Here is a 23,632-nt window from a genome sequence, read left to right as displayed (position 1 = left end):
ACTGACGGGACAAAGAAAGCCCGGCTGAACCGCCAACGCCTGTTACCAACACCCGCACCATCGCAACTCCCCTCAGTACTCGCAGGCAAAGTTGGCCGGCGTGAGCCCCGTGCCGCTGAGGGAGTACCTGAGCACTCCGCCGGTATTGGGCACTTTGGGGGCGGACTCCAGATGGAAGTGGAGGTCGCTCCTCTGGACTGAATCCGTTACACAGGAGACAGCATTGGAACTTGCTGCCGAACACGACCAACCATCAGGAGCCGCAACGGACCTGGCTTGGATCAGGTCACCGTTTTCCAGCGCAATGACGACTTTGCCGTTTCCCAGGGGTTGTGTGCCTGACGCGGTGAAAGCGATATCCCAGCTTGAAACGCTGGAAGTCTTCGCGCCGTTCCGATCCGTCGTAGTGACCCATTTCGCTGAACCGCCGACAACGGCCAGCGACGTCGAAGGCGGCTTGGGCGCGGTGGCGGCGGACGGCGTCGGCACCGGAGCAGGCGTCGCCACCGGTTCGGGGGAAGTGACGGGTACCGGTTGCTCTTCCACGGGAGCAGGGGCAGGTGTGGGCGCGGTAGTGGGTGTAGGTGGGAGCGGGGGTGTGAAGGGCCATGGACTGGGATCCACATGCACAGCGCCGGTTTCAAGGGCCCGGGGCTCCAATGAAGCATCGGGCGAAATGAGGTCGACGATTCCCACGGCACCGAGCACCAATCCAACGGCGGCAGCAGTGGAGAGGGCCATGACCGCCGGCTGCGCAAGCGCAGGTACGGCAAGGAAACCCTTGACCGGCAGAATCCCGCCCAGCATCCCAAGTCCGGCACCTTTCCCCACCCATGCTGCAAGCGGGATGCCCGTGATCAAGGGCAGAAGGACGGCACGCATGGTTCCTTGGACATCGTTCAGCTCGGCGAGGGCTGCCGTGCATTTTGCACAGCCGCGCAAGTGTCCGCGGACTTTGGCCTCGGCACCGCTGGAGAGGCCGCCGCGAATGAAATAGCCGAGCTTCGTGACAAATTCCGCGCAGGCGCCCTCGGCTTTTTCGTCAAGGTGGAACTGCAGGTACTGTCTCCGCAGACCTTCACGGGCTCGTACGGCCAAAGCGGAAACGGCGTTGGCCGACACTCCCAGTATTGGCGCAACAGCCGCCGGTTTCATGCGTTCAACGTCCAGGTACCACAGGACTGCCTGCCACCGTTCCGGCAATGAGCGGAACGCCCGGGCCACCGTGCTCGACTCGAAAGCCTGGACGGCGGCATCGGGCTCGGCCATGGTCTGGTCCAGCACCGAATCATCCCCGCTGGGAACAACCCTGCTGCTCTTACGATTCTGCTGATGCGACAACCGGGTCACCGTGGACAACAGATATGCCCGGAAGAATGTGTCCGGGCCTTTGCCGGCCACCAGGCTCTGAAGAACTGACTGGAAGGCCTCGGCCACGACATCTTCAGCATCGCTCGGATTATCCACATTGCGCTTGGCAACGGTGGAGGCAATGGCTACGTGGCGCTCATACAGGTGGTTAAAGGCCGACATATCCCCGCTGCGGACCAGCTCAATCAGATGTCCATCGTCGTTGACTCCGCGGTTTGATTTGTTGCTCGAGCGTGACCGCCGTGCCATCTAAGCGCCCCCAAAACGTAATGAACCCTGCCCATACATATGAAGTGGGGGTCGCCCGGGAGTCGTGACGCGAATTTGTCCACAATGTTTACCAACGATCTCTTGGAGCTGTTTCGTCACGAAACGCCCGAAAAGTGCACTGCTCGAATATGACATCGTTCCGCACAAAATCACTGGGCGAATGCACCTTTGCGCGGCACCTTCTGCTGCGCAGATGGCAGAGCACCAGCTATCAGGCCGGCTGGCGTTTCCGCTCGGATTGGTTTCAGCCGGAGGTCCGCTCCGTGGTGACATCCCTCGCCACAAGCGCGGCGGTTCCGGCAACCTCAGCAAAATCCCTGGGCGCCGCCAGGGCGAGGAACGGCGTGAGCATCGGCGAGACCATGACGGATTTCAGGGCACTTTTTACTGCGGCCAAACAATCCCTGGACATCGATGCCCTCCAATCACTGGCAGAAGGCTGGGCGGAAGTTGCTGAGACGGCCCCGCCCATTTCCTGCACCGACGTGTACACGGGCCTGGCCAGCAAAGCCCATTTTCAGCGACGCATCCATGAAGTGTCCGGGATCGCCACTGAATGCCAGGGGGCACACGCACTGGCCGTCATCTCGGTTCCCGGCCCGCAGGAAACCCGCAGTCATTGCTGGACGTTGCTGGCCCTCATAGGGGAAGTCGTCAAGGCGCAACTGGGTGGAACAGGCGCCACAGCCATGTACTTGGACTCCGCTGTCCATGTTCTCTTTCCGCTCAGTGAAGGCAACCTCGCCCGGGTGATGAAATGCAGAACAGCCATGGAGGAGGTCGGTGACGGCGCCCTCAGGCCGTCGCGCATCAAGTTCTATCCACTGGCAGGAGGGACGGCGGCAGTATCAACGGCCGTCCCCTCCAAAGCCCCGGCGGTCTCTTTCTTCGAATCGAACTAAGACCCGGGTTCCATCGCGTCATGAAATGCGCGGTACGGCCACTCACCCTCTGATGGATCGTTCCCGGGCTCTCCGGGGATCGACCATCAAACGCGGCTCGCGCTGGCATGGGTTGGGGGCCAGCGCGAGCCGTTCCAACGCCATGTGCCGGAGACAGGAATTCGGGGAATGCCGCAGCCCGGTGCATGGTTGAGGAAAGTGCACCAACGCACCACCGCCAGCCAAGGAGAGCCATGAGTTCATCTGCCACAGCAACCGACCCGCGGATCGCCCGATGGGAGCGGTTCCGTGAGGGCCGTAACTCAGCGCTTGCCACAGGGCATGGCTGGCTGACCCTGACCTCCTTCCAGTGGCTGGCCGAAGAACCGTCCGAGGTCGAGCTCGCGCCCGGGCTCTGGTCCACTGACGGAACAACAGCATTTCTGACTGCCAGCGCCGCAGACGGCCTCACATTGGTGGCCAGCGGTGACAAGGTGGACGGCACCATCAGCGCGGTCTTGGAAGACGAAGAATCCCTGATGTGGGTCCAGTACGGAGGCGCAGACGGCAAGCAGGTAGTGGTTGAGCTGGCCATGCGTGCCGACAAGTACGCCATCCGGACCCGGGATGACGCATCTCCGGTCCTCACAGAGTTCACGGGCGTGCCGACCTACGACTACAACCCTGACTGGGTGGTCACTGGCCGCTTCGAGCCGTATGAAGAACCCCAGGACGTCCCCATCGGAACGGCCAACCCCCTGGTGGACGGCGTACACCGTTCCGTGGGCGAGGTTGTTTTCCACGTCCCCGGCATCGGGCACGGGATCCGGCTCCATGCCGAGGCGGAGAAGCTCGGCGCGCTCAACGTCACGTTCCACGATGAAACCAATGGCGACACAACGGACGAGTGGCGCAAGGTCTTCATTCCCCGGCCCCGGCCTGACGGCTCGGTGGTGATCGATTTCAACCGTGCCATCAACTACCCCAGCGCCTTCACCCCATACGGCACCTGCCCCATGCCCGTCCGGGGAAATTCGATCGACGTCCGGGTGGAGGCCGGTGAGAAGGTCCCCCAGGCCTAGGCAGCCCCGGCTCCGGCCTGGGCCTAGGCGATAGCAGAAACGCCCGTCACGGCGCGGCCAACGATCAGCGAGTTGATCTCATAGGAGCCTTCGTAGGTGTAGATTGCCTCGGCGTCAGCGAAGATCTTGGCCATCCGGTAATCGGTGACGATCCCGTTCCCGCCCAGGATGGAACGGCCCCGCGCCACGGTTTCGCGCATCCGCGCACTGCAGTAGGCCTTCGCGAGCGCCACTTGGGCCATATCCGCACCACCGTGCCGGAGACCCTGCGCGTCAGTGAAGATATCCTCCTGCAGTTGGGCTATGCGGACCATCATCCCCATGCTGGCCACCGCGTTACCGAGCATTTCCACCAGGTGCTGCTGGATGAGCTGGAACCTGGCCAGCGGCTTTCCAAACTGCAAGCGCTCGACGGCGTACTGCCGGGCGACGTCGAAGGCGGCCAACTGCTGGCCTACCGCCTGCCAGGCGACCATGATTCGGGAGCCGCGCAGAAGGTGGTTGGTGTCGGCAAAGCTGCTGATGCCTGAGAACCTGTCTGCCTCGGCCACTTCCACGTCCCTGAAGACGATGTCGGCGTTCTGCACGGTCCGGAGTGCGATTTTGTTCTCGATCCGGCTCCTGGTGATGCCGGGCAACGAAGCGTCCACGATGAATGCCCGCACGGCTCCGTCGGCTTCGTCCTTCGCCCATACCAGCATGTAATCGCAGAACGTCCCGTTGCCGATCCAGCGCTTGGCGCCGTTGAGCACCCAGTAGTCGCCGCCGTCGGACGCTGGGCGTGCCACGCGGCGGGCCGTGGTTTCCATGCCACCGGCGACGTCGGAACCGTGGTCCGGTTCGGTGAGCGCAAAGGCGCCTGTGGTGCGGAGGTTCGAGGCGTCGTCGAGGTAGCGGTCCTGCTGGGAGTCGCTGCCGAAGTCGTACAGGGACTCGACGAAGAGATCGTGGTGGACCATGAAGAAGGTGGCGATCGAGGTGTCGACGCGCGTCATCTCCGCGATGACCAGGCCGGCGAAAAGATGGGTATACCCTCGCTGGGCCGGCGCGCTGAGCCGCAGCGCGGCGAGTTTCGGCAGGATATGCTCCGGAAATTCCGCTTTCTCCCACCATTGCCCGGCGTACGGCGCGATCTCGGAGGCGAGAAACGCCCGGAGTTCGTTGAGTTTCCGCTGTTCCTGGACGCTCAGGAGCGACTCGAAGTCGAAAAAGTCCGCTGTGGGAAGATCCGCTGCTGACGCCTGGGTGCCACCTGAGGATCCCGCCGTTACCGGTGTGCCGCTGTAGTCGCCCATCATTTGATGCCCATCCGGATGGCCCCATCCAGGCGGATGGTTTCACCGTTCAACATGGCGTTTTCCACGATGTGCGCGGCCAGGTTGGCGTATTCGGCAGCCCGGCCCAGGCGTGCGGGGTGCGGGACCTGCTGGCCCAGCGAGTCCTGGGCCGCTTGGGGAAGTCCGGCCATCATGGGTGTTTCAAAGATGCCCGGGGCAATGGTGTCCACCCGGATCAGCGAGCGCGCCAGCTCGCGCGCCAGCGGCAGCGTCATGGCAGCCACCGCTCCCTTGGAGGCGGCGTAGGCGGGCTGGCCGATCTGGCCTTCGAAGGCCGCCACGGATGCGGTGTTGATGATGACGCCGCGTTCGGGACCGCCCAGCCCGGTGGTCACCGGTTCTGTTTCCACCATGGCAGCAGCTGCCAGCCGGATCACGTTGAACGTGCCGATGAGGTTTATTTGGATCACTTTGTTGAAGGTCTCCAAGGGCAGGACGCCGTCCCGGCCGAGGACTTTTCCCGGCGTTGCGATACCGGCGCAGTTGACCACGATGCGCAGCGGCCCCAGTGATGTCGCCGCGTCCACGGCGGCCTGGACCTGGGCCTCGTTGGTGACGTCCGCAGGAGCGAAGACCGCCTTGCCTCCGCTGCTCCCGGCGTTGAGTTCCGCCGCGTAGGCCTCGCCTGCGGACTGGGGCAGGTCCACCAGGACTACTGATGCTCCGGCGTCGAACAGGCGCTTTGCGGTGGCAGCGCCCAAACCTGAAGCTCCTCCAGTGACCAGCGCCACCGTGCCGTTGATGTCCATCCATCCTCCTTGATGCAGAACCCAAATCCGTTAATGCATGTTAACTGGAATTGTGAGCCAGTGCACACCCGGTCCCCGGATAGGCTGTTCCCATGCCCGTGCACGATGCCCTCGACAACCAACCGCTCCCCACCCCGGATGATGCCGATTGGGCCGGCCGCGCCGACCAGGCAGCCCGTTCCGTGACCCGCAGCTTCGGGCGGCGGCTGCTCTTCCTGCCCGGCACACACATCGGCGCCATCAGGATCCCGGGGAACACGATCCGCAGCCTGCTGGGCCCCTGGCACTACTGGTGGCAGGCGCATTATGTGGATTGCCTGGTGGACACGGGTCGCCGGGAGCTCGCCAGGAAAACAAGGTTCGACGGCGGCTCCCGCCCGAGCGCCGGAAGGCTCGCTTCCCGGCTGGTCACCACTATCCGGCTAAGGAACCTGTTCAGGTTCGAGAACCACTACTACGACGACATGGCATGGCTCGCCCTGTCAACGCTCAGGCTCGAAAGGCTCGCGGAAGAGACCCGGAAACCGGGGCGCCGACGCAACGCGTACATCCAAAAACGGTTGACGCTGCAGTTCGATTCTGCGTCCACTGACGATCTGGGCGGCGGGACGTTCTGGAGTACCAAGAGGGACTTCAAGAACACTCCTGCTACCGCACCCGTAGCCCTGTATTTCGCCCGGACCGGCCGCCGCGAGCGGGCACAGGCCCTGGTGGGATGGCTCAATTCCAGGCTGCTTCATCCTGAACGCGGCGTTTATCAGGACGGGATCCGGATCAGGAACGGTGAACCCGTCCTGGAGGACGCCGTGTACACCTACAACCAAGGCCCGGTTCTTGGGGCGCTGCTGGAACTCGGCGGCCCGGTCAACCTTGAACGGGCAGCGCAGCTGGTGGCGGCCGTTGACCGGGAGTTGACGGTTCCCGGCACCCGGGTGATCCGAGGCGATGGAACCGGCGACGGCGGCCTGTTCACCGGGATCCTGGTCCGTTACCTCGCTTTGGCGGGACGGGACGAACGGCTTCCCCTGGAGGCGCGCACGGTTGCCCGCGAACTGGTCCTCGCCACCGCCGGGGCCTTTTGGACAGGCCGCCGCGAAGCACCGGAGCTGGTGCGCGGCACGCCGACAGGACACACTCCGTTGCTCTTCTCTCCCAACCCCCTGAGTCCGGCGACCGAGACCTATCCGGCGGGTGCCGCCGTCGAACTTTCCACCCAACTGCAGGCCTGGATGACTTTCGAGGCCGCCGCCACGCTTTAGACGGCGGGTTTCGGGGGTGTTGCCGGCTTTTTCTTTTGCGGATAAGGCGTTTCGTGGCGGGACAGCATGTCCACGAACCCGGCGATTTTGCGCGCCCGGGTATCGGCCCGTTTAACCAGGTTGGTGCGGTGGATCAGGGCGAAGCGGTTCTGGGACGTGAGGACGTCGAACATGGCCTGCGCCTCAGGATCAGCAGCGATGGCAGCGGCGAGGTCGTCCGGAACCACGGAGTCGGCAGGGCCGGCGTAGGCAGCCTCCCAGCGGCCGTCGGCTTTCGCAGCGTCGACGGCGGCGCGGCCGGCGTCGGTCATCCTGCCCTCGGCTTCGAGCCGGGCAATATGGCCTACATTCCGCGCGGACCAGATGCTGCGGCGACCCCGCGGGGTCATGCGCTGGAAGTAGCTTTCGGCGTCCCGGCTCCTGGACTGCCCGTCGATCCAACCGAAACACAGGGCCTCGTCCAGGGCGGCGTCGTAGTCCAGTTCCGTGACGTTGCCGCCCTTTTTGTGCAGGATCAACCACACGCCAGGGCTCTCTGCTGCGTGTTCAGCCAGCCAGGCGCGCCAGGCCGTGCCGTCTTTGACTACCAATTCCTCAAGCTCAATGGGCATGGTCCCATTCTGCTGGTGAAAGCGCGGGACCCGATACGGGCACGCGGAATAGGCTTGGAACGACGCCCAGAACCTGGAGGACCAATGTTGCGCGCACGCCCCATCCATTACACGTCCCGTCCGGAACAGTGGTCTGTACTCATGCGGGCCCTGGGTTTGGTGGTGACCGTCGAGGACGGTGACTGGTTGGAGTTCGACGCCGGTTCCGGGCGCGTCGCCCTGGGGCGTGTGGAGCACGGACACCCCCTGGATGGCAGCACGGTCTTCAGCGTCGAGGCAGGAGACCTGGAAGAGTTCGCGCGGCGTACCGACGACGACGGCACGCAGGCCGAAGTCCACCATGGCCCCGACGGGCCTGCCGTCCGGATCTCGTCGGACGACGGATTCGAGTTCTTCGCCTTCCCGGCCACGCGTGCCGCTGATGGCTCCTGGGCCACGTCCGCCGACGCTGATCCCGCCCTCACTGTCGTGGCGACCTGGGTCAGCCCGCTGGTGGCCCTGGCCGCCGGCGACCTCCGGAACATCGGCGCACGCCCACGCGCAGACGACGACGAATCGGCCTCCTTCACCACAAAGAACGGCGGCGTCCTGCGGGTTATCCACGGCGCGGACAGCACCAACGGCGACCTCGCGTTCGAATACGACGGCGACCTGGAACCCTTGCTGGGACGGCTGAAGGCAGCGGACATCGAGGCGAGGATCAGCGAGGACGTCCTGTACGTGGCCAATCCGGATGCCGTGGGCGGTTCCGCGCCGGCGTCGATTGTGGTGGAGAAGGCCCCCGGCTCCCATCCGTAATACAGCCGAGAGCGTAACGGCCCCGGCAACCGGAATGCCTCCACGGAACTTCGGCCGGGGATGCGGTAGAACTTAACCATGAGCGTACGTACACCGGACCCGTATCCAGGCTGGCTTTCTGATGAGGACCTCTTCGAAGCCCGCGGCCGCCTCCCCATGGTCTACGTGGAGGCCGTCCCCGTCCGGCTGGATCCGCTCGGATACGTGAACGAGGTTGGCACGCTCCTGCAAGGCGACGCCGACGGCAACATGGTGCGCTACCTCGTCTCCGGCCGCGTCCTCTACCGCGAAACCATCCGCGCGGCGCTTCTACGGCACATGGAAAAGGACCTCGGTCCCCTGGCCTTCCCGCAGCTGCCCATCAGCCCCGTTCCTTTCACCGTGGCCGAATACTTCCCGGCGCCGTCCCAGACAGGCTTCACGGACGACCGCCAGCACGCGGTTTCCCTCGCCTATGTCATCCCGGTGACCGGAGAATGCGATCCGCGCCAGGACGCCCTGGAACTGACCTGGATGACGCCTCAGGAAGTGCTGAGCGAGAACGTCCAGCAGGAATTCGACGGCGGCCGGGGCAACCTCGTGCGGCAGGCTTTGGCATTCTCGGGCGTGATCCTCTAGCGGGTCCCGGCCCCGGCAGCAGCGCGTCTTTGTAGACTGGACGGCGGACCCCAAGAGAACCAAAGGACTTCCGATGACTCACAGCCCAGCCACACAGCAGTACAGAGAGAAGCAGGCTGGGGACCTGCGGCCCGGGGATTTTGTGTTCCCACCCGGTGACGGGCCGGCCCAGGAAATCGTCAGTATCGACGTCGAGAACGATGACTACGGCGTCGCCGCTTTGCTGCGCCTGGCAATGGACGACGGCGGCACGGTGCGGATCGCTGTCGCGTCCAGTGTTCCTGTGGGTGACGGGGCTCCGGCCGACTCAGGCGCGGACGCCGGCGACGCCGGCACGGCCGACTCGCCCGGGCCCGACTCCGGCACCGCCGACTCCAGCACCACGGACTCCAGCACCTCCTCCGAAGCCGACGCCGATGCTCCCGCCGGACCCGCCGTCGTCGTGCCTCCACGCCCTGAAACGCCGCCCGCCTACACCGGACCGAGTGCTGAAGAACTCGCGCTCATTCCCGAACCCGAAGGAACCCCGGAATCTGTGGTGAGCGCCGCCGCGGCCAACCACAAGGGCAAAAACGGCGTGCAAGTGCTCGCAGACCGGCTCGCGAAGGGCATCAACACCAAATCCGGAAGCTGCCTCCGGGACCTCAGCAACCTCGCATTCGATCTGTGCATTGTGCTGCGGGATCCGGACCACGCTTTGGAGGTCGCGGATCTGCTGAACGTTCTGCCGTTCGATGGAAACCTGGACCGGTGGGCGTCGATCGAGCGTGCTTTGGCGTTGTCCAGTTTCATCTGCCGCGAGGCCGGCCAGCCTGAACGCGCCGCCGTCTACGAGAAGCTGCTCCGGGCACCGGAGTCCCAGGAAGAGGACCCGTTCAAGGCCCGGATCAACGCCAGGGTGCGGCAGCGCTCGCTCAACGAACCCAACCTTTATGACAAGGAAATCTTCCGCGCGATCGACAACGGCAACCACGAAGCCGAACGCGAATGGCGCTTCCTGCGCCTCGAAGCGCTGATGTTCCTGCGCGCCCACGGCGGGTCCAAGACCATTGGCGAGGACGAGCTGGCCCGAAGGATCGCAAACGAACTGGAATCGGTCCGCGCCTAAGCCGTTTTCCGGGAAATTCAAGACCTGTTATGTGGGCGCCAACGGCGGTAGATTCGGGGCCATGACGAACAATCTGAGCGTTGTGGTTAATGCCGATGCGCAGCAGGTTTGGAACATGCTGCGCGAACCGTCGTTGGTTGCCCAATGGCACGGTTGGGAAGCCGACGATCTCGCCGACGAAATCAAGCAAATCTACTTCAACACGGACGTTGTGGAAGGACCCGATCACACCAGCCTCACCGTCAACGGCGGGGACATCTTTGAACTGCACCCCGTCTCCGGCGGCACGGAAGTAAGAATCACCAGGGTCGCCCTTGACCACGATTCCGAGTGGGCTGACTGGGACGAGGACATCACGCAAGGCTGGCTCACGTTCCTGCACCAGCTGCGCTTCGCCCTGGAGCGGCACCCGCACGGGCACCGGCGGACGCACTTCGTCTCGCTGCCGGGCAAAGGCGGCCCCGCGATCGAGAAGCTGGGGCTCGGAGATTTGCCGCCCGTTGGGGAGGAGTACTCACTCACTCTCGCGACGGGTGAGAAGATCTCCGGCAAGGTCTGGTTCAAGAGCCGGCACCAGGTTGGCCTCACCGTCCACAGCTACGCCGAGCACGGAGATGGGCTTTTGATCGTCGCCGAGCAGCTGCCAATTCCGGAGAAAAGGCCCGACGGCGGCTCCATGGTGATTGCCTCCACGTACGATCTGGGGGCCCACACCTTGGCGGACATCCGGTCGTCGTGGGACAACTGGAAAGCTGAAAACTACGGGTCGTAGCCTTACCCGGGCAGGTTACCCACGGTAAAGCTGGCACACTTGGTAGCGTGCCAGCTTCAGTTCCTGCTCCTGCTTCTTCCCCTGCGCTGCCCGGTTTGTCCGATCGGCAATCCGAGTTCTCCTTCTCGGTGGGCACGCGCCTGACTGAGACGTGCTCGCCGTCGGACGCTCAAGTAGACGCCAACGGCGGCGCCTTCCTGGGCCGCACCGGGACCATCACCACGCCGCACGGGACCATCCAGACGCCCACGTTCATCGCCGTCGGGACCAAAGCCACCGTCAAAGCGGTGCTGCCTGAGTCCATCGCCGAGCTCGGCGCCCAGGCCGTCCTTGCCAACGCCTACCACCTGTACCTGCAGCCCGGCCCCGAAATCCTCGACGCCGCCGGCGGGCTGGGCGCGTTCATGAACTGGTCCGGGCCCACCTTCACCGACTCCGGCGGATTCCAGGTGATGAGCCTGGGCTCGGGGTTCAAGAAGGTCATCGACATGAAGAACGTGGATTCTTCCGGCCCCGATGACGCCGTGGCTCCCGGCAAGGAGCGGCTGGCCCACATTGACGATGACGGGGTCTGGTTCAAGTCGCACCTGAACGGGGACCGGCACCGCTTCTCCCCCGAGATCTCCATGCAGGTCCAGCACCAGATCGGCGCGGACATCATGTTCGCCTTTGACGAGCTCACCACGCTGCAAAATTCGCGGGCGTACCAGGAAGAGTCACTGGAGCGGACCCGTTTGTGGGCGCTGCGGTGTTTGGAAGAGCACGCTTCACTGACCGCGTCCCGCGTGGGCAAGCCGTACCAGGCACTGTTCGGCGTGATCCAGGGCGCCCAGTATGAGGACCTTCGCCGCAAGGCTTGCCAGGACCTCGGTGCCATGCCCTTCGACGGCTACGGAATCGGCGGTGCGCTGGAGAAGGAGAACCTGGGCACGATCGTCCGCTGGTGCAACGAGGAACTTCCGGAGGACAAGCCGCGGCATCTGCTGGGCATCTCCGAGCCGGACGACATCTTTACGGCCATTGAGAACGGCGCCGACACGTTCGACTGCGTCTCCCCCACCCGCGTGGCCCGGAACTCCGCGTTCTACACTCCGTTCGGGCGCTTCAACTTGTCGGGAGCCCGCTACAAGACGGACTTCGGACCCCTCCAGGACGGCTGTGACTGCTACACGTGCGTGAATTACTCCCGCGCGTACATCCACCACCTGTTCAAGGCCAAGGAAATGATCTCGGCAACGCTGATCTCCATCCACAACGAGCGATTTGTTGTGAAGATGGTGGACGATGCCCGCCTTGCCATCGAATCCGGGGACTTCTTTGAGTTCAAGGCCGAGACGCTGGGGCGCTACTACTCGTAGGCCGGGGTTGCGCTCGCTCCCGGCCCGACGCCCGCTGGCGCGCTCCCGCTGGCGCGCCGAGATCGCGAGACCGGTGCCAAATCGCTAGTCCGGTTCCAAATCGCTGGAGCTGAGCCGCGACCTCGCACAGCTCCCGCGTCGTCGGCATGACTACAGCGATCTCAAGCGTTTTCCACATAGCGGCAGCAGGGGCTGTCTTGGGGCGGACGCGCAGCCAAGGCTGGTTACATGAGCCAGAAACTTATGCCGACCCTCCCCCAGCTGGGAACACTGTGGCGCACACAGCAAGTCAACGAACTGGGACTTGGTTCACGCGCAATCGCCGGATTGGTCCGGAAGGGTGAGCTTCTCCGTGTACGCCAGGGATGCTACGTCCGAAAGGCGGCGTGGGACAAACAGCCCGTCGATGCCCGCGGTAAACAACTGATTCACGCGCATGCTCACGGAACTCTCGTCACGTCCAAAGGGGACTTCGTCTACAGCCATACTTCTGCGGCCCGCCTGCACGGCTTGTTCCTATGGAACGTGGACCAGCTGATCCATGTCATTCTTCCCACCAACCCCTCCAGCGGCCGGCTTGGCAAGGATGTTCGCGGCCACAGGCTGCGGTTGCCGGCCTCCCAGATCGTCACCGTGGAGTACCTACCCGTAACGGACCTGGAACGAACGGTGGTGGACTGTGCCATGACCCTGAGCTACCCGCAGGCCCTGATCATCATGGATCATGCGCTTCGGCTCGGAGCCGACAGGCTTCTCATGATGGCGTGCGCCGGTGCCTCAACGGGACGCCGAGGAGTCACGACCCTGCGGAGATGCTTGGCCAATGCTGACCCCGCCTCCGAATCCGCAGGTGAGACGCTGTGCCGTGATCTCCTCCAGCGGCTCAAGTTGCCGATGCCCGAGTCGCAGGTAGAGGTGCAAAGCCGGGTCGGCCGCTACCGGATGGACTTTGCGTGGAAGAAGGAGAAGGTGGCCCTGGAGTTCGACGGAGAGGTGAAGTACTTCAAGTACGCCCGTACGGATCGTGTGATCTTCGAGGAACGACGCCGGGAGAAAGCACTCGTCGAGGACGGCTGGTTCTTTATCCGGGTGGAGTGGCGGGACCTGTTTCAGGAGCAGGAGTTCAAAGCGCGCGTCCTGAAGGCCCTCCGTCGGTGAGCTCAACGCCGGCCGCGAGGACCGCCGTCGTGCTGGTTCGCGAGATCGCCTGGACTGCGCGGGAAGCGGGATCTGTGCGAGATCGCCGCTCGTGTCCGGCGATCTCGCACAGCCCCAGCGTCCGCAGCGCTGTTCCGGCGAACTCAGCTAACTCCGTAGCTCGGCTCGCGCTTCTTGATCCAGCCGACAACCAGCACGGTGACCGGCACGAACAGGAACTCCACGGCGGTCTTGTAGACGAAGCCCACCAGGACGTAGTTGACGAACGAGCCGGCGTCGGTGATGCCGATGACCGACGCCGCGATGCTGCAGAAAATCAGGGTGTCCACGAACTCGCCCACCACCGAGGAGCCCATGAGGCGTGCCCACAGGCTCTTCTCACCCGTGCGTGCCTTCATCTTCACAAGGATCCACGAGTTGATGGTCTGGCCGGCCAGGAAGGCAAGCAGCGACGCGAGCACGATCTGCGGCACGGGGCCGAGTGCGCCCTCGATGGCGGCCTGCTTGGCGGTTCCGTAGTCGTCGTTGAAGCCGGGAAGGATGATGATCACCCAGTAGCAGAGGGATGCGAACACCGAGAGGGCAAAGGAAGTGATGATGGCCTTGCGTGCCACTTTGAAGCCGTAGACCTCGCTCATGACATCGCCCAGGATGTAGGCCAGCGGGAACAGGAAGAACCCGCCATCGGTGATGATCGGCCCGAGCACCACACCCTTCGAGGCGCCGATATTGGACAGGATCAGCACCACGGCCATGACGGCAAGCATGATGCCGAAGTACGGTGATCCGATCGAGGCGAAGCGGGGTGCAGGCTTGCTCAGCGTGCTGGAGCCGGAGGGCGAGGGCATGGGTCATCCATTTCGTAGTGGTTCGCGCAGGCATCCTGTTCCGAGGAGCCCCGCTGTATTAGCACTGGGGTGGTGGGGCATGCAGCCGGCACCTCCATCATTCTCCCACCCCCTTCAACCAAACCCTCCCTCACACCCCACCCCCTTCAACCAAACCCTCCCTCACACCCCACACCCCCTCATCTTTTGAACACGTTCAAGAATGTGCCATACTCATTTCTGAACACGTTCAAAATTTCCGTCAGGAGCACCGCATGGCCGCGAAAAGTGAGCAGACCCGCCAACTGGTGGCCGACGTCGCGCTGAAGATGTTCCGCGAGGTCGGCTTTGAAAAAACCACCATGCGCGCCATCGCCCAGGAAGCCGGGGTGTCGGTCGGCAATGCGTACTACTACTTCGCATCCAAGGATGAACTGGTCCAAGAGCTATACATCCAGGTACAGGATGAGCATGCAGTTGCCGCAGCGCAGGCACTCGAAAATGTCCAAGACCTCGCGGGCCGGCTCAAGGCGGTCCTCCACACCGGAATTGATGTCATGGCGCCGTATCACCAATTCGGTTCCGACTTCATCTCAACTGCCATCCGGCCGACGTCGCCCGTCAACCCGTTCGGCCAGGCGTCCACCGCCGCCCGTGACGCTTCGCTCGCGATCTTCCGTTCCGCCGTTGAGGGTTCCTCCCCCGCGGTCGCTAAGAAATTGCGCGCCGATCTGCCCGAATTGCTGTGGCTGGCATACATGGGCGTCGCGTTGTTCTGGGTTTACGACAAATCCGCGGGCCAACGCCGCACGCGAAAACTGATCGACGGTGCGGCACCGCTGGTGGCTCGTGGTTTGTCGCTCGCGAAAATTCCCGGGGTGAGCAAGGTGTTTGACGACGTCCTGGGACTCGTCCGCAGCGTGAAGGAGGACTCGTGATGACCCGGACCGTGGTGATCGCGGGCGCGAGCGGCTTCATCGGCAGCTACTTCCGACGGCGGTTTGCTGATGAAGGATGGCAGGTGCGGACGGTTGGACGCGGCCCTTCGTCAGACGCGCAATGGAACGACGACGGCGCCATCACCAAGGCGCTGGACGGCGCCGAACTGCTGGTGAACCTCGCCGGACGATCCGTGAACTGCCGCTACGACGAGCGCCACCGTCAGGAAATCCTGGACTCCAGGGTTCTGACCACACGGGCATTGGGCCGGGCCGTCGCTGCATGTGACGAGCCGCCCAGGACCTGGATCAACTCAAGTACCGGCACCATTTATCGGCATGCCGAGGACCGTCCGCAGTCAGAGATCGCAGGCGAACTGGGCAGCGGGTTTTCCGTGGACGTTGCCCGGGCATGGGAAGACGAGTTGGCGTCGGCTGTTGTGCCGGAGACCCGTAAGATTCCGCTCAGGATTGCGATCGTGCTGGGTCCCGGCGGCGGGGTCATGACTCCTTTCCGGAACCTTGCGCGGCTGGGTTTGGGTGGGCACATGGGGCCAGGAACGCAGAAGTTCAGCTGGATCCATGTGGAGGACCTGTTCCGGACAGTGTTGTTTCTCCACGCCAGGCCTGAACTGAGCGGCCCGGTCAATGCAGCGTCGCCCTACCCGGTGGACAATCGGGAGCTGATGGCACTGGTTCGGCGGAGCCTTGGTATTGCGTTTGGCATCCCGACGCCGTCGTGGCTGCTCGAGGCTGGCTCTGTTCTCATTCGGACCCAGACCGAGCTGGTGCTGAAGAGCCGGTGGGTGGAGCCCCGGAAACTGCTCGACGCGGGGTTCGCATTTGAATACCCATCGTTGGCCGGTGCGCTCAACGAGATCGCCACAGGGCGCCCCAAACCCTCACTCACGTAACCACCCCGTCCCCCAAACCCTCACTCACCAAACCGCCCCATCCGCCCAACCCTCACTCACCAAACCGCCCCATCCGCCCAACCCTTACTCACCAAACCGGGAGCAACTATGAACGATGACAGTTGGGCGGACGAGTCCGAGTACGGACTGGTGGCGCCTGGGTCGCGGAATAGCTGGCGATACGGATCGAAAGACCGGGTAGTGATCGGAGGCGGAGGCCTCGCTGTCGGCGTCGCGGTGGCGCATCTGACTTTCTGCCTGTTGCTTGCAGTCCAGTCACCGGGGGGCTGGGCCCTCGTCTTCTTCATTTACAGCCTGATTCCAGTGTGGGCTATCGGTGTTTCCGCGGGATCTCTGCTCGGCCTCGTCCTGCGACGCATCACCAACCAATGGATCCACGTGGCGGTCTTTTTCCTCGCCCCGTTGCTCGTCTGCGCGCCATTCGGCGGGCTCTCCCCGAACGGCGCGATCTTCTTTTCAATGTCCATAGCCAGTGCAGCTGGCTTCGGACGGCTCGCAATCTGGAAGCTCGTTCGCATCAATAGGCCCCTCCCGATCATGGACGGATGGATGTGAGCAAGCGTCCCCACCAAACCCAAGGGATGTGAGCAAGCGTCCCCACCAAACCCCCGGGATGTGAGCAAGCGTCCCCACCAAACCCTAGGGATGTGAGCAAGCGTCCCCACCAAACCCCCGGGATGTGAGCAAGCGTCCCCACCAAACCCTAGGGATGTGAGCAAGCGTCGGTTGTACCCGGAACGGGGCCCCCTCCACCGCATCCGAAACCTAAGGAAGTGTTAGGAAATCCCCTCCCACGTTGGTTGTGCCGTGCATCACCCATAGTTTGGAATACGTCCTCTTCACCCCAAGAGGGCCTTTCTTAGTCGACGAAGAGCCATGCGCAAGGACGCCATGAGCACGAGCTTCATGGACAGAACGAACTCATGCAAGACACGGCTGCCGCATGCGCAGCCGCCAGGAAGGTTCATTGATGAGCACCCAACAAGCTGCACCTCTGAGCGAAGCCGCCCAGACACGCAAGGCAGTGAGCAACATCCTCAAAGGCTCCGCGGGCAACCTCGTGGAGTGGTTCGACGTATACGTTTACACCGCATTTGCGGCGTATTTCCAGTCGCACTTCTTCAACTCCTCGGACGATCTCCAAGCCGGCCTTGAAGCGATGGCCGTGTTCTCGACGTCGTTCCTCATGCGCCCGATCGGTAGCTGGTTCTTTGGTCGCTACGCCGACCGCAAGGGCCGTAAAGCCGCGCTTACTCTCAGTGTGACCATGATGTCCGCCGGCTCGTTCGCCATTGCGATCATGCCGACCCAGGACGTCATCGGTCTATGGGCCATGATCCTCCTGGTCTTCATCCGCATGGTCCAAGGCTTCTCGGTGGGCGGCGAGTACGGAACCAGCGCCACCTACATGTCCGAGGCTGCTACGGCCAAACGCCGCGGCTTCTTCTCCAGCTTCCAGTACGTGACGCTGATTGGCGGCCAGATGCTGGCACTCCTGGTGCTCGTGATCCTGCAGAACACCATGAGCAAGGAAGACCTGACCGCGTGGGGTTGGAGGATTCCGTTCGCGATCGGCGGCGTGGCCGCACTGGTGGTGCTCTGGCTGCGACGCTCCATGGAGGAGACCCTCTCTGCCGATCAGCTGCGCGCTGCGCACATCAAGGTTGAAGGCGAAGCCCAGCCGGGCACCATGAAGCTCCTGTTCACCAAGCATTGGAAGCCGCTGCTGATCTGCATCGGCATCACGCTCGGCGGCACGGTTGCCTTCTACACATACACCAACTTCATCCTGAAGTTCATGAACGATACGTCCGGTATAGCCAAGACGGACACCTCCGTGATCAACTTCTGGGCGCTGTTCATCTTCATGCTGCTCCAGCCCGTCTACGGCATGCTTTCGGACAAGATCGGCCGGAAGCCGCTGCTGATCTGGTTCGGTGTGACGGGCGTTCTGTTCACGTGGCCTTTGCTCTCGGCGCTGGCCGGGACCAAGGATCCGTTCGTGGCATTCCTGCTGATGTTCGGCGGCCTGTTGATGGTGGGTGGCTACACGTCCATCAATGCCTTGGTGAAGGCCGAACTCTTCCCGGCATCCATCCGTGCGCTCGGTGTGGGCCTCGGCTACGCGATCGCCAACTCGCTGTTCGGCGGTACGGTTCCGCTGATTGGTGCAGCTTTGCAGAAGTCGGACCAGGTGGACCTGTTCTTCACCTACGTCACGGCGGCCATCTTCATCTCGCTGCTGGTGTACATCTTCGCGCTGAAGAACAAGAAGCCGACGCACTTGGATGCGGAGCAGGGCCACGCGTTCAAGGCCCGGGCCACTGCAGACGACGACGGCGACAAGAAGGATCGCGTCAACGCCTGACTTGGCTGCCTCTTGGGGCCCGCTCTGCACTCTTTGGATACTCCGAAGGGCGCAGAGCGGGCCTCACAACGTTAAGCTCTAGTAGCGAACCCAACCAGCGAACCCAACCAACGAACCCGACCAACGAACCCACCAGCGATCCCCGCTCAGCGAACCCCCGAAGGACTACACCGTGCATGTGCTCATCGTCGAGGATGACGACGCCATGGCCTCAGCCTTGAGCGCCGCCGTCGCCTCTGCCGGGCACAAGCACACCCGGGTTTCCCGCGGCGAGGACGCGCTCCTGGCCCACCGTCAGCACGAGGTCATCCTGCTCGATCTGGGCTTGCCGGACCTTGATGGCCTGGACGTCCTCAGGAAACTCCGCCAGGTCACGCAGATCCCCATCCTGATCCTGACGGCCCGCGATGACGAGCGGAGCGTGGTCCTTGGCCTTCGCTCGGGCGCCGACGATTATCTGGTGAAGCCCGTGAAACTCGTGGAATTGCTGGCCAGGATCGAGGCGGTGACGCGCCGGACCAACCGCGGGGGCCAGGCAGCACCACACACTATCGCCCTCGGTGAGCTGGAGGTCGACCTCGACCGCCGTGTGGCATCGGTCGGCGGCAAGCAACTGGCCCTCACCGCCACGGAGTTCGACCTCCTGGGCCTGCTGGTCAGGCATGCGGGCTCGGTGGTCACCCGGGAACAAATCCTGGACGCGCTCTGGGGCGACGCGTTTCTTGCGCACTCCCGGTCGTTGGACGTGCACCTGACCGGTCTCAGGTCCAAGCTGCAGCTGCCCGGCTTCATCATCAATGTCCGAGGCGTCGGCTACCGCGTCGAGCAGCCGTGAAACTCCGGGTCCTGGGCATCCTCAGCCTGCTGGTGGTGGTGATTGTGGTGACGGTGTCCAGCGTGATCCTGACGTCGGCCAGCCGGGAGCTCACGCAGGAGCTGCAGATCAACAGGGTCGCTGCCCTCAACCGCTTCGCCCAGCTGGCCAGTGATGCCCTGGAGGACAACAACACAACTCAACTGCAGCGTGAAATGGACCGCTACGCCGAGCTTTACGGCGAAGGAATACTGATCCACATGCAAGGCCAGAGCATCCATTCCGGCGGCCTTCGCGACGATCAACCGGAGGTCATGGACGCGCTCGGCAGGGCAAGCCTGAACCTGAGCGACACAACGCTCAGTCCAATCCGCGCCTTCGGGACGGGCAACGAGATCATCTCAAGGTCCTTCGGCACGGCCAGCCAGGTTCTCGGTGAAGTTGTCATGGAGGTGAACCTCGACGCCGCCCGCCAGAAGCTACGGGAGCGGTGGCTCGTCGTCGTCGTTGCCGCCGTGGCGCTTGGCGCGCTGCTCCTGCTGGCCGCTGCCCGTATCACCGGCTGGGTTTTGCGCCCGGTCCAGCGCCTCAGCAAAGCCGTCCACGAGCTCGAAACCACCGGCGCGACCACCCAACTGCCTGAAGCCGGGCCGCCTGAGCTGCGCGAACTCAGCCGCTCCTTCACCACCATGGCCCATGCCGTGAGCGAGAGCATGGAATCCCAACGGCGACTCATCGCCGACACCTCGCACCAGCTCCGCAATCCGGTGGGGGCGTTGCGGTTGCGGATCGATCTGCTGCAGCTCGCCTTGCGATCGGAACCGGAAAAGGCCGCCGCTTCGGGCGTCGTCGCTGAACTTGAGCGCGTGGAGGAAATGCTCGACGGCGTGCTGAAGCTGGCCACCGCGGAACATCGCGCCTCTGCCGGGGCTGCCCGCGGGGATCAGGAAACGGGACACCAGCGCCTGACGGTCATCGACCCTTTTCCTGTCCTGCAAGGTGAGGCGGAACGGGCCACGCCCTCTGCCCTTCAGGCAGGTGCCACGATCACGCTTCTCGAGCCTGTCCGGCCCATCACCATCGCCTGCAATCCGGAAGAACTTGCGCATATGGTGGGCGAGCTTCTGGCCAATGCCGTCAAATACGCCCCAGGTTCCCACATCACGGTGGCGACCGAACCCACCCCGGGTGGCACCGCCGTCGTGGTTTCCGACGACGGTCCCGGCCTCCCCGCCGATCAGCTCGCCGCGTCAACCACCCGGTTCTGGCGGGCGCCGCAGCACAGCAAGATCCCCGGCAATGGCCTGGGCATGACCATTGTGGAACGGTTGGCCGAAGCGAACGGAGCAAGGTTGGTGCTGGAACCCCGCGTGCCGCACGGGCTGACAGTGCGCCTCGAGTTTGTGCACCCGCAGGGCGGTTCCGATGCCTGAAAGCCGCACAGTGACGCGAAGGAATGCCATAAGGGCAGCTGTGTCGTTCGGCCTGCTGGCGTCAACGGCTGGCTGCTCCGCGGAGGAACGGCCGCAGGAACTCACGGTGGCCGGTGGCGAATCGGGCGGCTTCTACCTTGAGTTCGCCACCCTCCTGGCGGACCTGCTGCAACGGGAACGGATCGCCAACAAGGCGCGGGCACTGACCACCGGCGGGAGCCTCGAGAACATCCAGCGGGTGCTGTCCGGCGAGGCGACCTTCGCCGTCGCACTCGCCGATGCGGCAGCCCAACCCGCCGCGAACAGCCACAGCGAAGGACGCCTGATGGCTTTGGGGAAGGTCTATCAGAACTACGTGCACTGCATTGTGCGGGAGGACAGTTCGATCCGGTCCTTCGCGGACCTCGCCGGCAAGACCGCGGGGGTGGGCGAAGTCGGTTCGGGGACCACCCTCACCGCCGGAAGGATCATCGCCGCAGCGGGGCTGGCACCGCAGTCCGCCACGCCGGACCGGTCCTTGAAACAGGTCAACCTTGGCTTGAACCAGGCGATCGCGGCCCTTGCCGACGGTTCGATCGACGTCATGATCCAGTCCGGAGGGGTTCCGACGGCGCCGATCGCCGCGGCTGCGCAGGACCTTCGCGTGCGGCTTCTTGATCTCTCCGAACTGATTCCGGCAACGCGAGCACAGTCAGGCTTCTTCTACGACCGGGTCCTCATCCCCGCCAACAGTTACGGGGACGCGCCCGCCGTCTGGACGGTGGGGGTCGCCAACCTTCTCCTGTGCCGGAGCGACCTTGTCGACCACGTTGTCCGGCAGACCGTCGAACTTTTGGTGGAGCAGGCCCAGGACCTGGTTCCTAAGTCCAGCGCAGGGGTCCAGTTCCTCAGTCCCGAAACGCTGATCAACACTGCCGGGGTGCCGCTGCATCCGGCCGCTGAGGCCGCTTACCGGGCGTTGCACGGCTAGCCCCGTTTAGGAGTCAAACCGGAGCAACTGCCAAAATGAAGTCATGACTTCTGCCGTTGCCCCTGCCATTGCCCTGACCATCGCCGGCTCCGAAGCGACCGGTGGCGCCGGCGCCCAGGCCGACCTCAAGACCTTCCAGGAACTCGGAGTGTTCGGCATCGCGAACCTCACGTGCATCGTTTCCTTCAACCCGCAGGACAACTGGAACCACCGCTTCGTGCCAGTGGACCAGCAGGTCATCGCGGACCAACTGGAAGCCACGACGGCGGCATACGGCGCCGCTTCCGGCGCACCGTCGGTTCTGGATACCGTGAAGATCGGCATGCTTGGAAGCCCGGCAACCATCAGCACGGTGGAGAAGGCTTTGACGGACGGCTCGTTCAAGCACGTGGTGCTGGATCCGGTGTTGATCTGCAAGGGCCAGGAACCGGGCCACGCGCTGGACACCGACCAGGCTTTGAAGGCACAAATCCTGCCGCTGGCTACCTTCGTGACGCCGAACCATTTTGAAGCCGAGTCGCTGTCCGGGCTCACCATCACGGACGAAGAATCGCTGAAGGCTGCTGCCATCCGCATCCACGAAATCAGCGGCGCGGCAGTCCTCGCCAAAGGTGGGGTGCGGCTGGAAGGCCCGGACGCCGTCGACGTCTACTACGACGGCGACACGCTGGAAGTCCTGCGGGCTCCGAAGGTGGGCGAGGTTGCCGTGTCGGGCGCCGGTTGCTCGCTTGCCGCTGCTGTGACCGCGGAGTTGGCAAAGGGCGCAACCCCGGTGGAAGCAGCCCGCACGGCCAAAGTTTTCGTGACGGCGGGTATCAAGAACCGCGTGGCCTCGGGGGCGCCGTTTGATGCCCTGTGGCAGGGCGGCGCGCTGAGCTAGCGCCTCCCTGCGTGCGAGAGGCTAGCGCCTGCGTACGAAAGCCAAGCGCCGGCGCGCGAAAGAGCCGCCCTGGAAAGCCTTCCGGGGCGGCTCTTCTTTTGCAGGCGCTTAGCGCGAGACTTTGCCCATGAGCGAGGCAATAGGTCGCAGGAACAGTGGCCTGGCAAGGAACCAAGCGGCCGCCGTGAACACGATCGATGCTGCGAAGATGGCGAATCCCCACCAGCTGTAATCGTTGTTCGAGGCGTACATGTGGTTGAGGTTGTTCAACGCACCGGTGGCCAGCACCAGGGTTACGTGGACGATGACGAAGGCTACGAAGTAGATCATCACCGGGAAGTGGATCTTGCGGGCCAGTTCGATCGGGTAGAACTTGTTGATCGCGGCTTTCTTGGGCCATGCCCCAGACATCCGGATGCCCGTAATGATGGCCAGCGGGGCGGCGATAAAGACGGTGATGAAGTACGTCAGCAGCTGGAGGCTGTTGTAGTTGTTCCAGCCGTTTTCCCCCGGCCAGTTCAGGGAGGCGTACTGCAGGCCGGCCGAGACGGCGTTCGGGAAGACGTCCCAGTTGGTGGGAACAATCCTCAACCATTGGCCTGTGGCGAAGAGGAGCACGATGAAGATGATGCCGTTCAAAACCCAGAGGGCGTCCAGCGTCAGGTGGAACCAAAGGTCCAAACTGATTTTGGCGGGTGGGTTCTTTGTCTTGATGAGGCCCTTGTTGTTCCGGGTCCAGTACGCCGGCGGGCGAGTGGTGGTGCGCACCTGCCAGCCAGAACGGATGATCAAAACGATGAAGAACATATTGAGGAAGTGCTGCCAGCCAAGCCAGGCCGGGAACCCCGTGGGCGTGCCGTCGGGGATTGCGGAATGGCCGGGGTAGTCCGTCAGGAACTGCTGGACCGGCTGAAGGGTCCGAAGCCATTGCGCAACGAGCACGAGGATCAGTGCCACCACCAAAGCTCCTGCGGTGACGACGACGGGCTTGAACCACCTGTTCGACGTGATCCCGGACGACTTGCTTGAAACGGACATCAGGCCGCGTTCCTCTCTGGCTTGGTTGGCTGCGACCAGTTGGCGCTATATAGCGAT

The 23,632-nt window shown here is 63.7% G+C and carries 23 protein-coding genes; 17 read left to right on the top strand and 6 right to left on the bottom strand.

What is annotated here, in order from left to right:
- Window positions 1-72 precede the first annotated feature (72 nt).
- Entirely contained in the window at window positions 73-1,620 is a 1,548-nt protein-coding gene (locus tag HMI60_RS07565; RefSeq protein WP_193590868.1) for a sigma-70 family RNA polymerase sigma factor, read from the bottom strand.
- Window positions 1,621-1,769: 149 nt separating this feature from the next.
- Between HMI60_RS07565 and HMI60_RS07560 the strand changes: the two genes are divergently transcribed.
- Together HMI60_RS07560 and HMI60_RS07555 are read left to right on the top strand one after the other, a co-directional pair.
- Complete coding sequence (locus HMI60_RS07560) at window positions 1,770-2,543, top strand: hypothetical protein (RefSeq protein WP_193590867.1); 774 nt, start codon at window positions 1,770-1,772, stop codon at window positions 2,541-2,543.
- Between the two features lie 233 nt (window positions 2,544-2,776).
- A complete protein-coding gene (locus HMI60_RS07555) occupies window positions 2,777-3,604 on the top strand; it encodes a DUF1684 domain-containing protein (protein WP_018778010.1) in 828 nt (275 codons plus the stop codon).
- 23 nt (window positions 3,605-3,627) lie between these two features.
- On the opposite strand, the gene HMI60_RS07550 is transcribed toward HMI60_RS07555, so the two are convergent.
- Window positions 3,628-4,899: an acyl-CoA dehydrogenase family protein gene (locus HMI60_RS07550; protein ID WP_020608528.1), complete on the bottom strand. Its 1,272-nt coding sequence runs from the start codon at window positions 4,897-4,899 to the stop codon at window positions 3,628-3,630.
- Window positions 4,899-5,690, bottom strand: a complete 792-nt coding sequence (locus tag HMI60_RS07545) for an SDR family NAD(P)-dependent oxidoreductase (protein ID WP_018778012.1) — start codon at window positions 5,688-5,690, stop codon at window positions 4,899-4,901. Before HMI60_RS07545 ends, HMI60_RS07550 begins: the two co-directional genes overlap by 1 nt.
- A gap of 92 nt (window positions 5,691-5,782) precedes the next feature.
- Between HMI60_RS07545 and HMI60_RS07540 the strand changes: the two genes are divergently transcribed.
- Entirely contained in the window at window positions 5,783-6,949 is a 1,167-nt protein-coding gene (locus tag HMI60_RS07540; RefSeq protein ID WP_193590866.1) for a glycoside hydrolase family 76 protein, read from the top strand.
- Here the strand turns inward: HMI60_RS07540 and HMI60_RS07535 are convergent.
- A complete protein-coding gene (locus HMI60_RS07535; protein WP_193590865.1) occupies window positions 6,946-7,560 on the bottom strand; it encodes a YdeI family protein in 615 nt (204 codons plus the stop codon). The two genes, HMI60_RS07540 and HMI60_RS07535, sit on opposite strands and share 4 nt — an antisense overlap.
- A gap of 84 nt (window positions 7,561-7,644) precedes the next feature.
- Between HMI60_RS07535 and HMI60_RS07530 the strand changes: the two genes are divergently transcribed.
- From HMI60_RS07530 to HMI60_RS07505, 6 genes are all read left to right on the top strand, one after another.
- Complete coding sequence (locus HMI60_RS07530; RefSeq protein ID WP_193590864.1) at window positions 7,645-8,358, top strand: hypothetical protein; 714 nt, start codon at window positions 7,645-7,647, stop codon at window positions 8,356-8,358.
- A gap of 78 nt (window positions 8,359-8,436) precedes the next feature.
- Window positions 8,437-8,976 (top strand): NUDIX hydrolase family protein, encoded by a 540-nt coding sequence (locus tag HMI60_RS07525; protein ID WP_018778016.1) that lies wholly within the window; start codon window positions 8,437-8,439, stop codon window positions 8,974-8,976.
- 73 nt (window positions 8,977-9,049) lie between these two features.
- Window positions 9,050-10,084 (top strand): DUF6707 family protein, encoded by a 1,035-nt coding sequence (locus HMI60_RS07520; RefSeq protein ID WP_193590863.1) that lies wholly within the window; start codon window positions 9,050-9,052, stop codon window positions 10,082-10,084.
- Window positions 10,085-10,145: 61 nt separating this feature from the next.
- The gene (locus tag HMI60_RS07515; protein WP_055976891.1) at window positions 10,146-10,856 is read left to right on the top strand and encodes an SRPBCC domain-containing protein; all 711 of its coding nucleotides are present in this window, start codon (window positions 10,146-10,148) and stop codon (window positions 10,854-10,856) included.
- A 47-nt stretch (window positions 10,857-10,903) separates the two neighbouring features.
- The gene (gene tgt, locus HMI60_RS07510) at window positions 10,904-12,214 is read left to right on the top strand and encodes a tRNA guanosine(34) transglycosylase Tgt (protein ID WP_193590862.1); all 1,311 of its coding nucleotides are present in this window, start codon (window positions 10,904-10,906) and stop codon (window positions 12,212-12,214) included.
- Between the two features lie 228 nt (window positions 12,215-12,442).
- Entirely contained in the window at window positions 12,443-13,372 is a 930-nt protein-coding gene (locus HMI60_RS07505; protein ID WP_193590861.1) for a type IV toxin-antitoxin system AbiEi family antitoxin domain-containing protein, read from the top strand.
- 143 nt (window positions 13,373-13,515) lie between these two features.
- Here HMI60_RS07505 and HMI60_RS07500 read toward each other — a convergent pair whose 3' ends face one another.
- Window positions 13,516-14,220, bottom strand: coding sequence for a queuosine precursor transporter (locus HMI60_RS07500; RefSeq protein WP_018778021.1), 705 nt, complete (start codon window positions 14,218-14,220; stop codon window positions 13,516-13,518).
- 254 nt (window positions 14,221-14,474) lie between these two features.
- Here HMI60_RS07500 and HMI60_RS07495 point away from each other — a divergent pair, with 254 nt between their 5' ends.
- From HMI60_RS07495 to HMI60_RS07460, 8 genes are all read left to right on the top strand, one after another.
- Window positions 14,475-15,137 (top strand): TetR/AcrR family transcriptional regulator, encoded by a 663-nt coding sequence (locus HMI60_RS07495; protein WP_193590860.1) that lies wholly within the window; start codon window positions 14,475-14,477, stop codon window positions 15,135-15,137.
- Window positions 15,137-16,051 carry a TIGR01777 family oxidoreductase gene (locus HMI60_RS07490; RefSeq protein WP_193591149.1) on the top strand — a complete coding sequence of 305 codons (915 nt, stop codon included), beginning with the start codon at window positions 15,137-15,139 and terminating at the stop codon, window positions 16,049-16,051. Before HMI60_RS07495 ends, HMI60_RS07490 begins: the two co-directional genes overlap by 1 nt.
- 108 nt (window positions 16,052-16,159) lie before the next feature.
- Window positions 16,160-16,627, top strand: a complete 468-nt coding sequence (locus tag HMI60_RS07485) for a hypothetical protein (protein WP_110504954.1) — start codon at window positions 16,160-16,162, stop codon at window positions 16,625-16,627.
- A gap of 415 nt (window positions 16,628-17,042) precedes the next feature.
- Window positions 17,043-18,440, top strand: coding sequence for an MFS transporter (locus HMI60_RS07480; RefSeq protein ID WP_193590859.1), 1,398 nt, complete (start codon window positions 17,043-17,045; stop codon window positions 18,438-18,440).
- Window positions 18,441-18,612: 172 nt separating this feature from the next.
- On the top strand, window positions 18,613-19,275 hold the full coding sequence (locus HMI60_RS07475) for a response regulator transcription factor (RefSeq protein WP_018778026.1): 663 nt from the start codon (window positions 18,613-18,615) through the stop codon (window positions 19,273-19,275).
- Entirely contained in the window at window positions 19,272-20,687 is a 1,416-nt protein-coding gene (locus HMI60_RS07470; RefSeq protein WP_193590858.1) for a HAMP domain-containing sensor histidine kinase, read from the top strand. The genes HMI60_RS07475 and HMI60_RS07470 overlap by 4 nt, the downstream gene beginning before the upstream one ends.
- The gene (locus HMI60_RS07465; protein WP_193590857.1) at window positions 20,680-21,657 is read left to right on the top strand and encodes a TAXI family TRAP transporter solute-binding subunit; all 978 of its coding nucleotides are present in this window, start codon (window positions 20,680-20,682) and stop codon (window positions 21,655-21,657) included. The genes HMI60_RS07470 and HMI60_RS07465 overlap by 8 nt, the downstream gene beginning before the upstream one ends.
- Before the next feature lie 43 nt (window positions 21,658-21,700).
- The gene (locus HMI60_RS07460) at window positions 21,701-22,537 is read left to right on the top strand and encodes a hydroxymethylpyrimidine/phosphomethylpyrimidine kinase (protein ID WP_193590856.1); all 837 of its coding nucleotides are present in this window, start codon (window positions 21,701-21,703) and stop codon (window positions 22,535-22,537) included.
- 108 nt (window positions 22,538-22,645) lie between these two features.
- Here HMI60_RS07460 and HMI60_RS07455 read toward each other — a convergent pair whose 3' ends face one another.
- Window positions 22,646-23,575: a cytochrome b/b6 domain-containing protein gene (locus HMI60_RS07455; protein ID WP_193590855.1), complete on the bottom strand. Its 930-nt coding sequence runs from the start codon at window positions 23,573-23,575 to the stop codon at window positions 22,646-22,648.
- Window positions 23,576-23,632: the final 57 nt, after the last annotated feature.

The organism is Paenarthrobacter sp. YJN-D (assembly GCF_015040335.1).
GTDB lineage: Bacteria > Actinomycetota > Actinomycetes > Actinomycetales > Micrococcaceae > Arthrobacter > Arthrobacter nicotinovorans.
The sequence above is the reverse complement of the archived record's forward strand: the minus strand, read 5'-3'. Positions and strand labels throughout refer to the sequence as shown.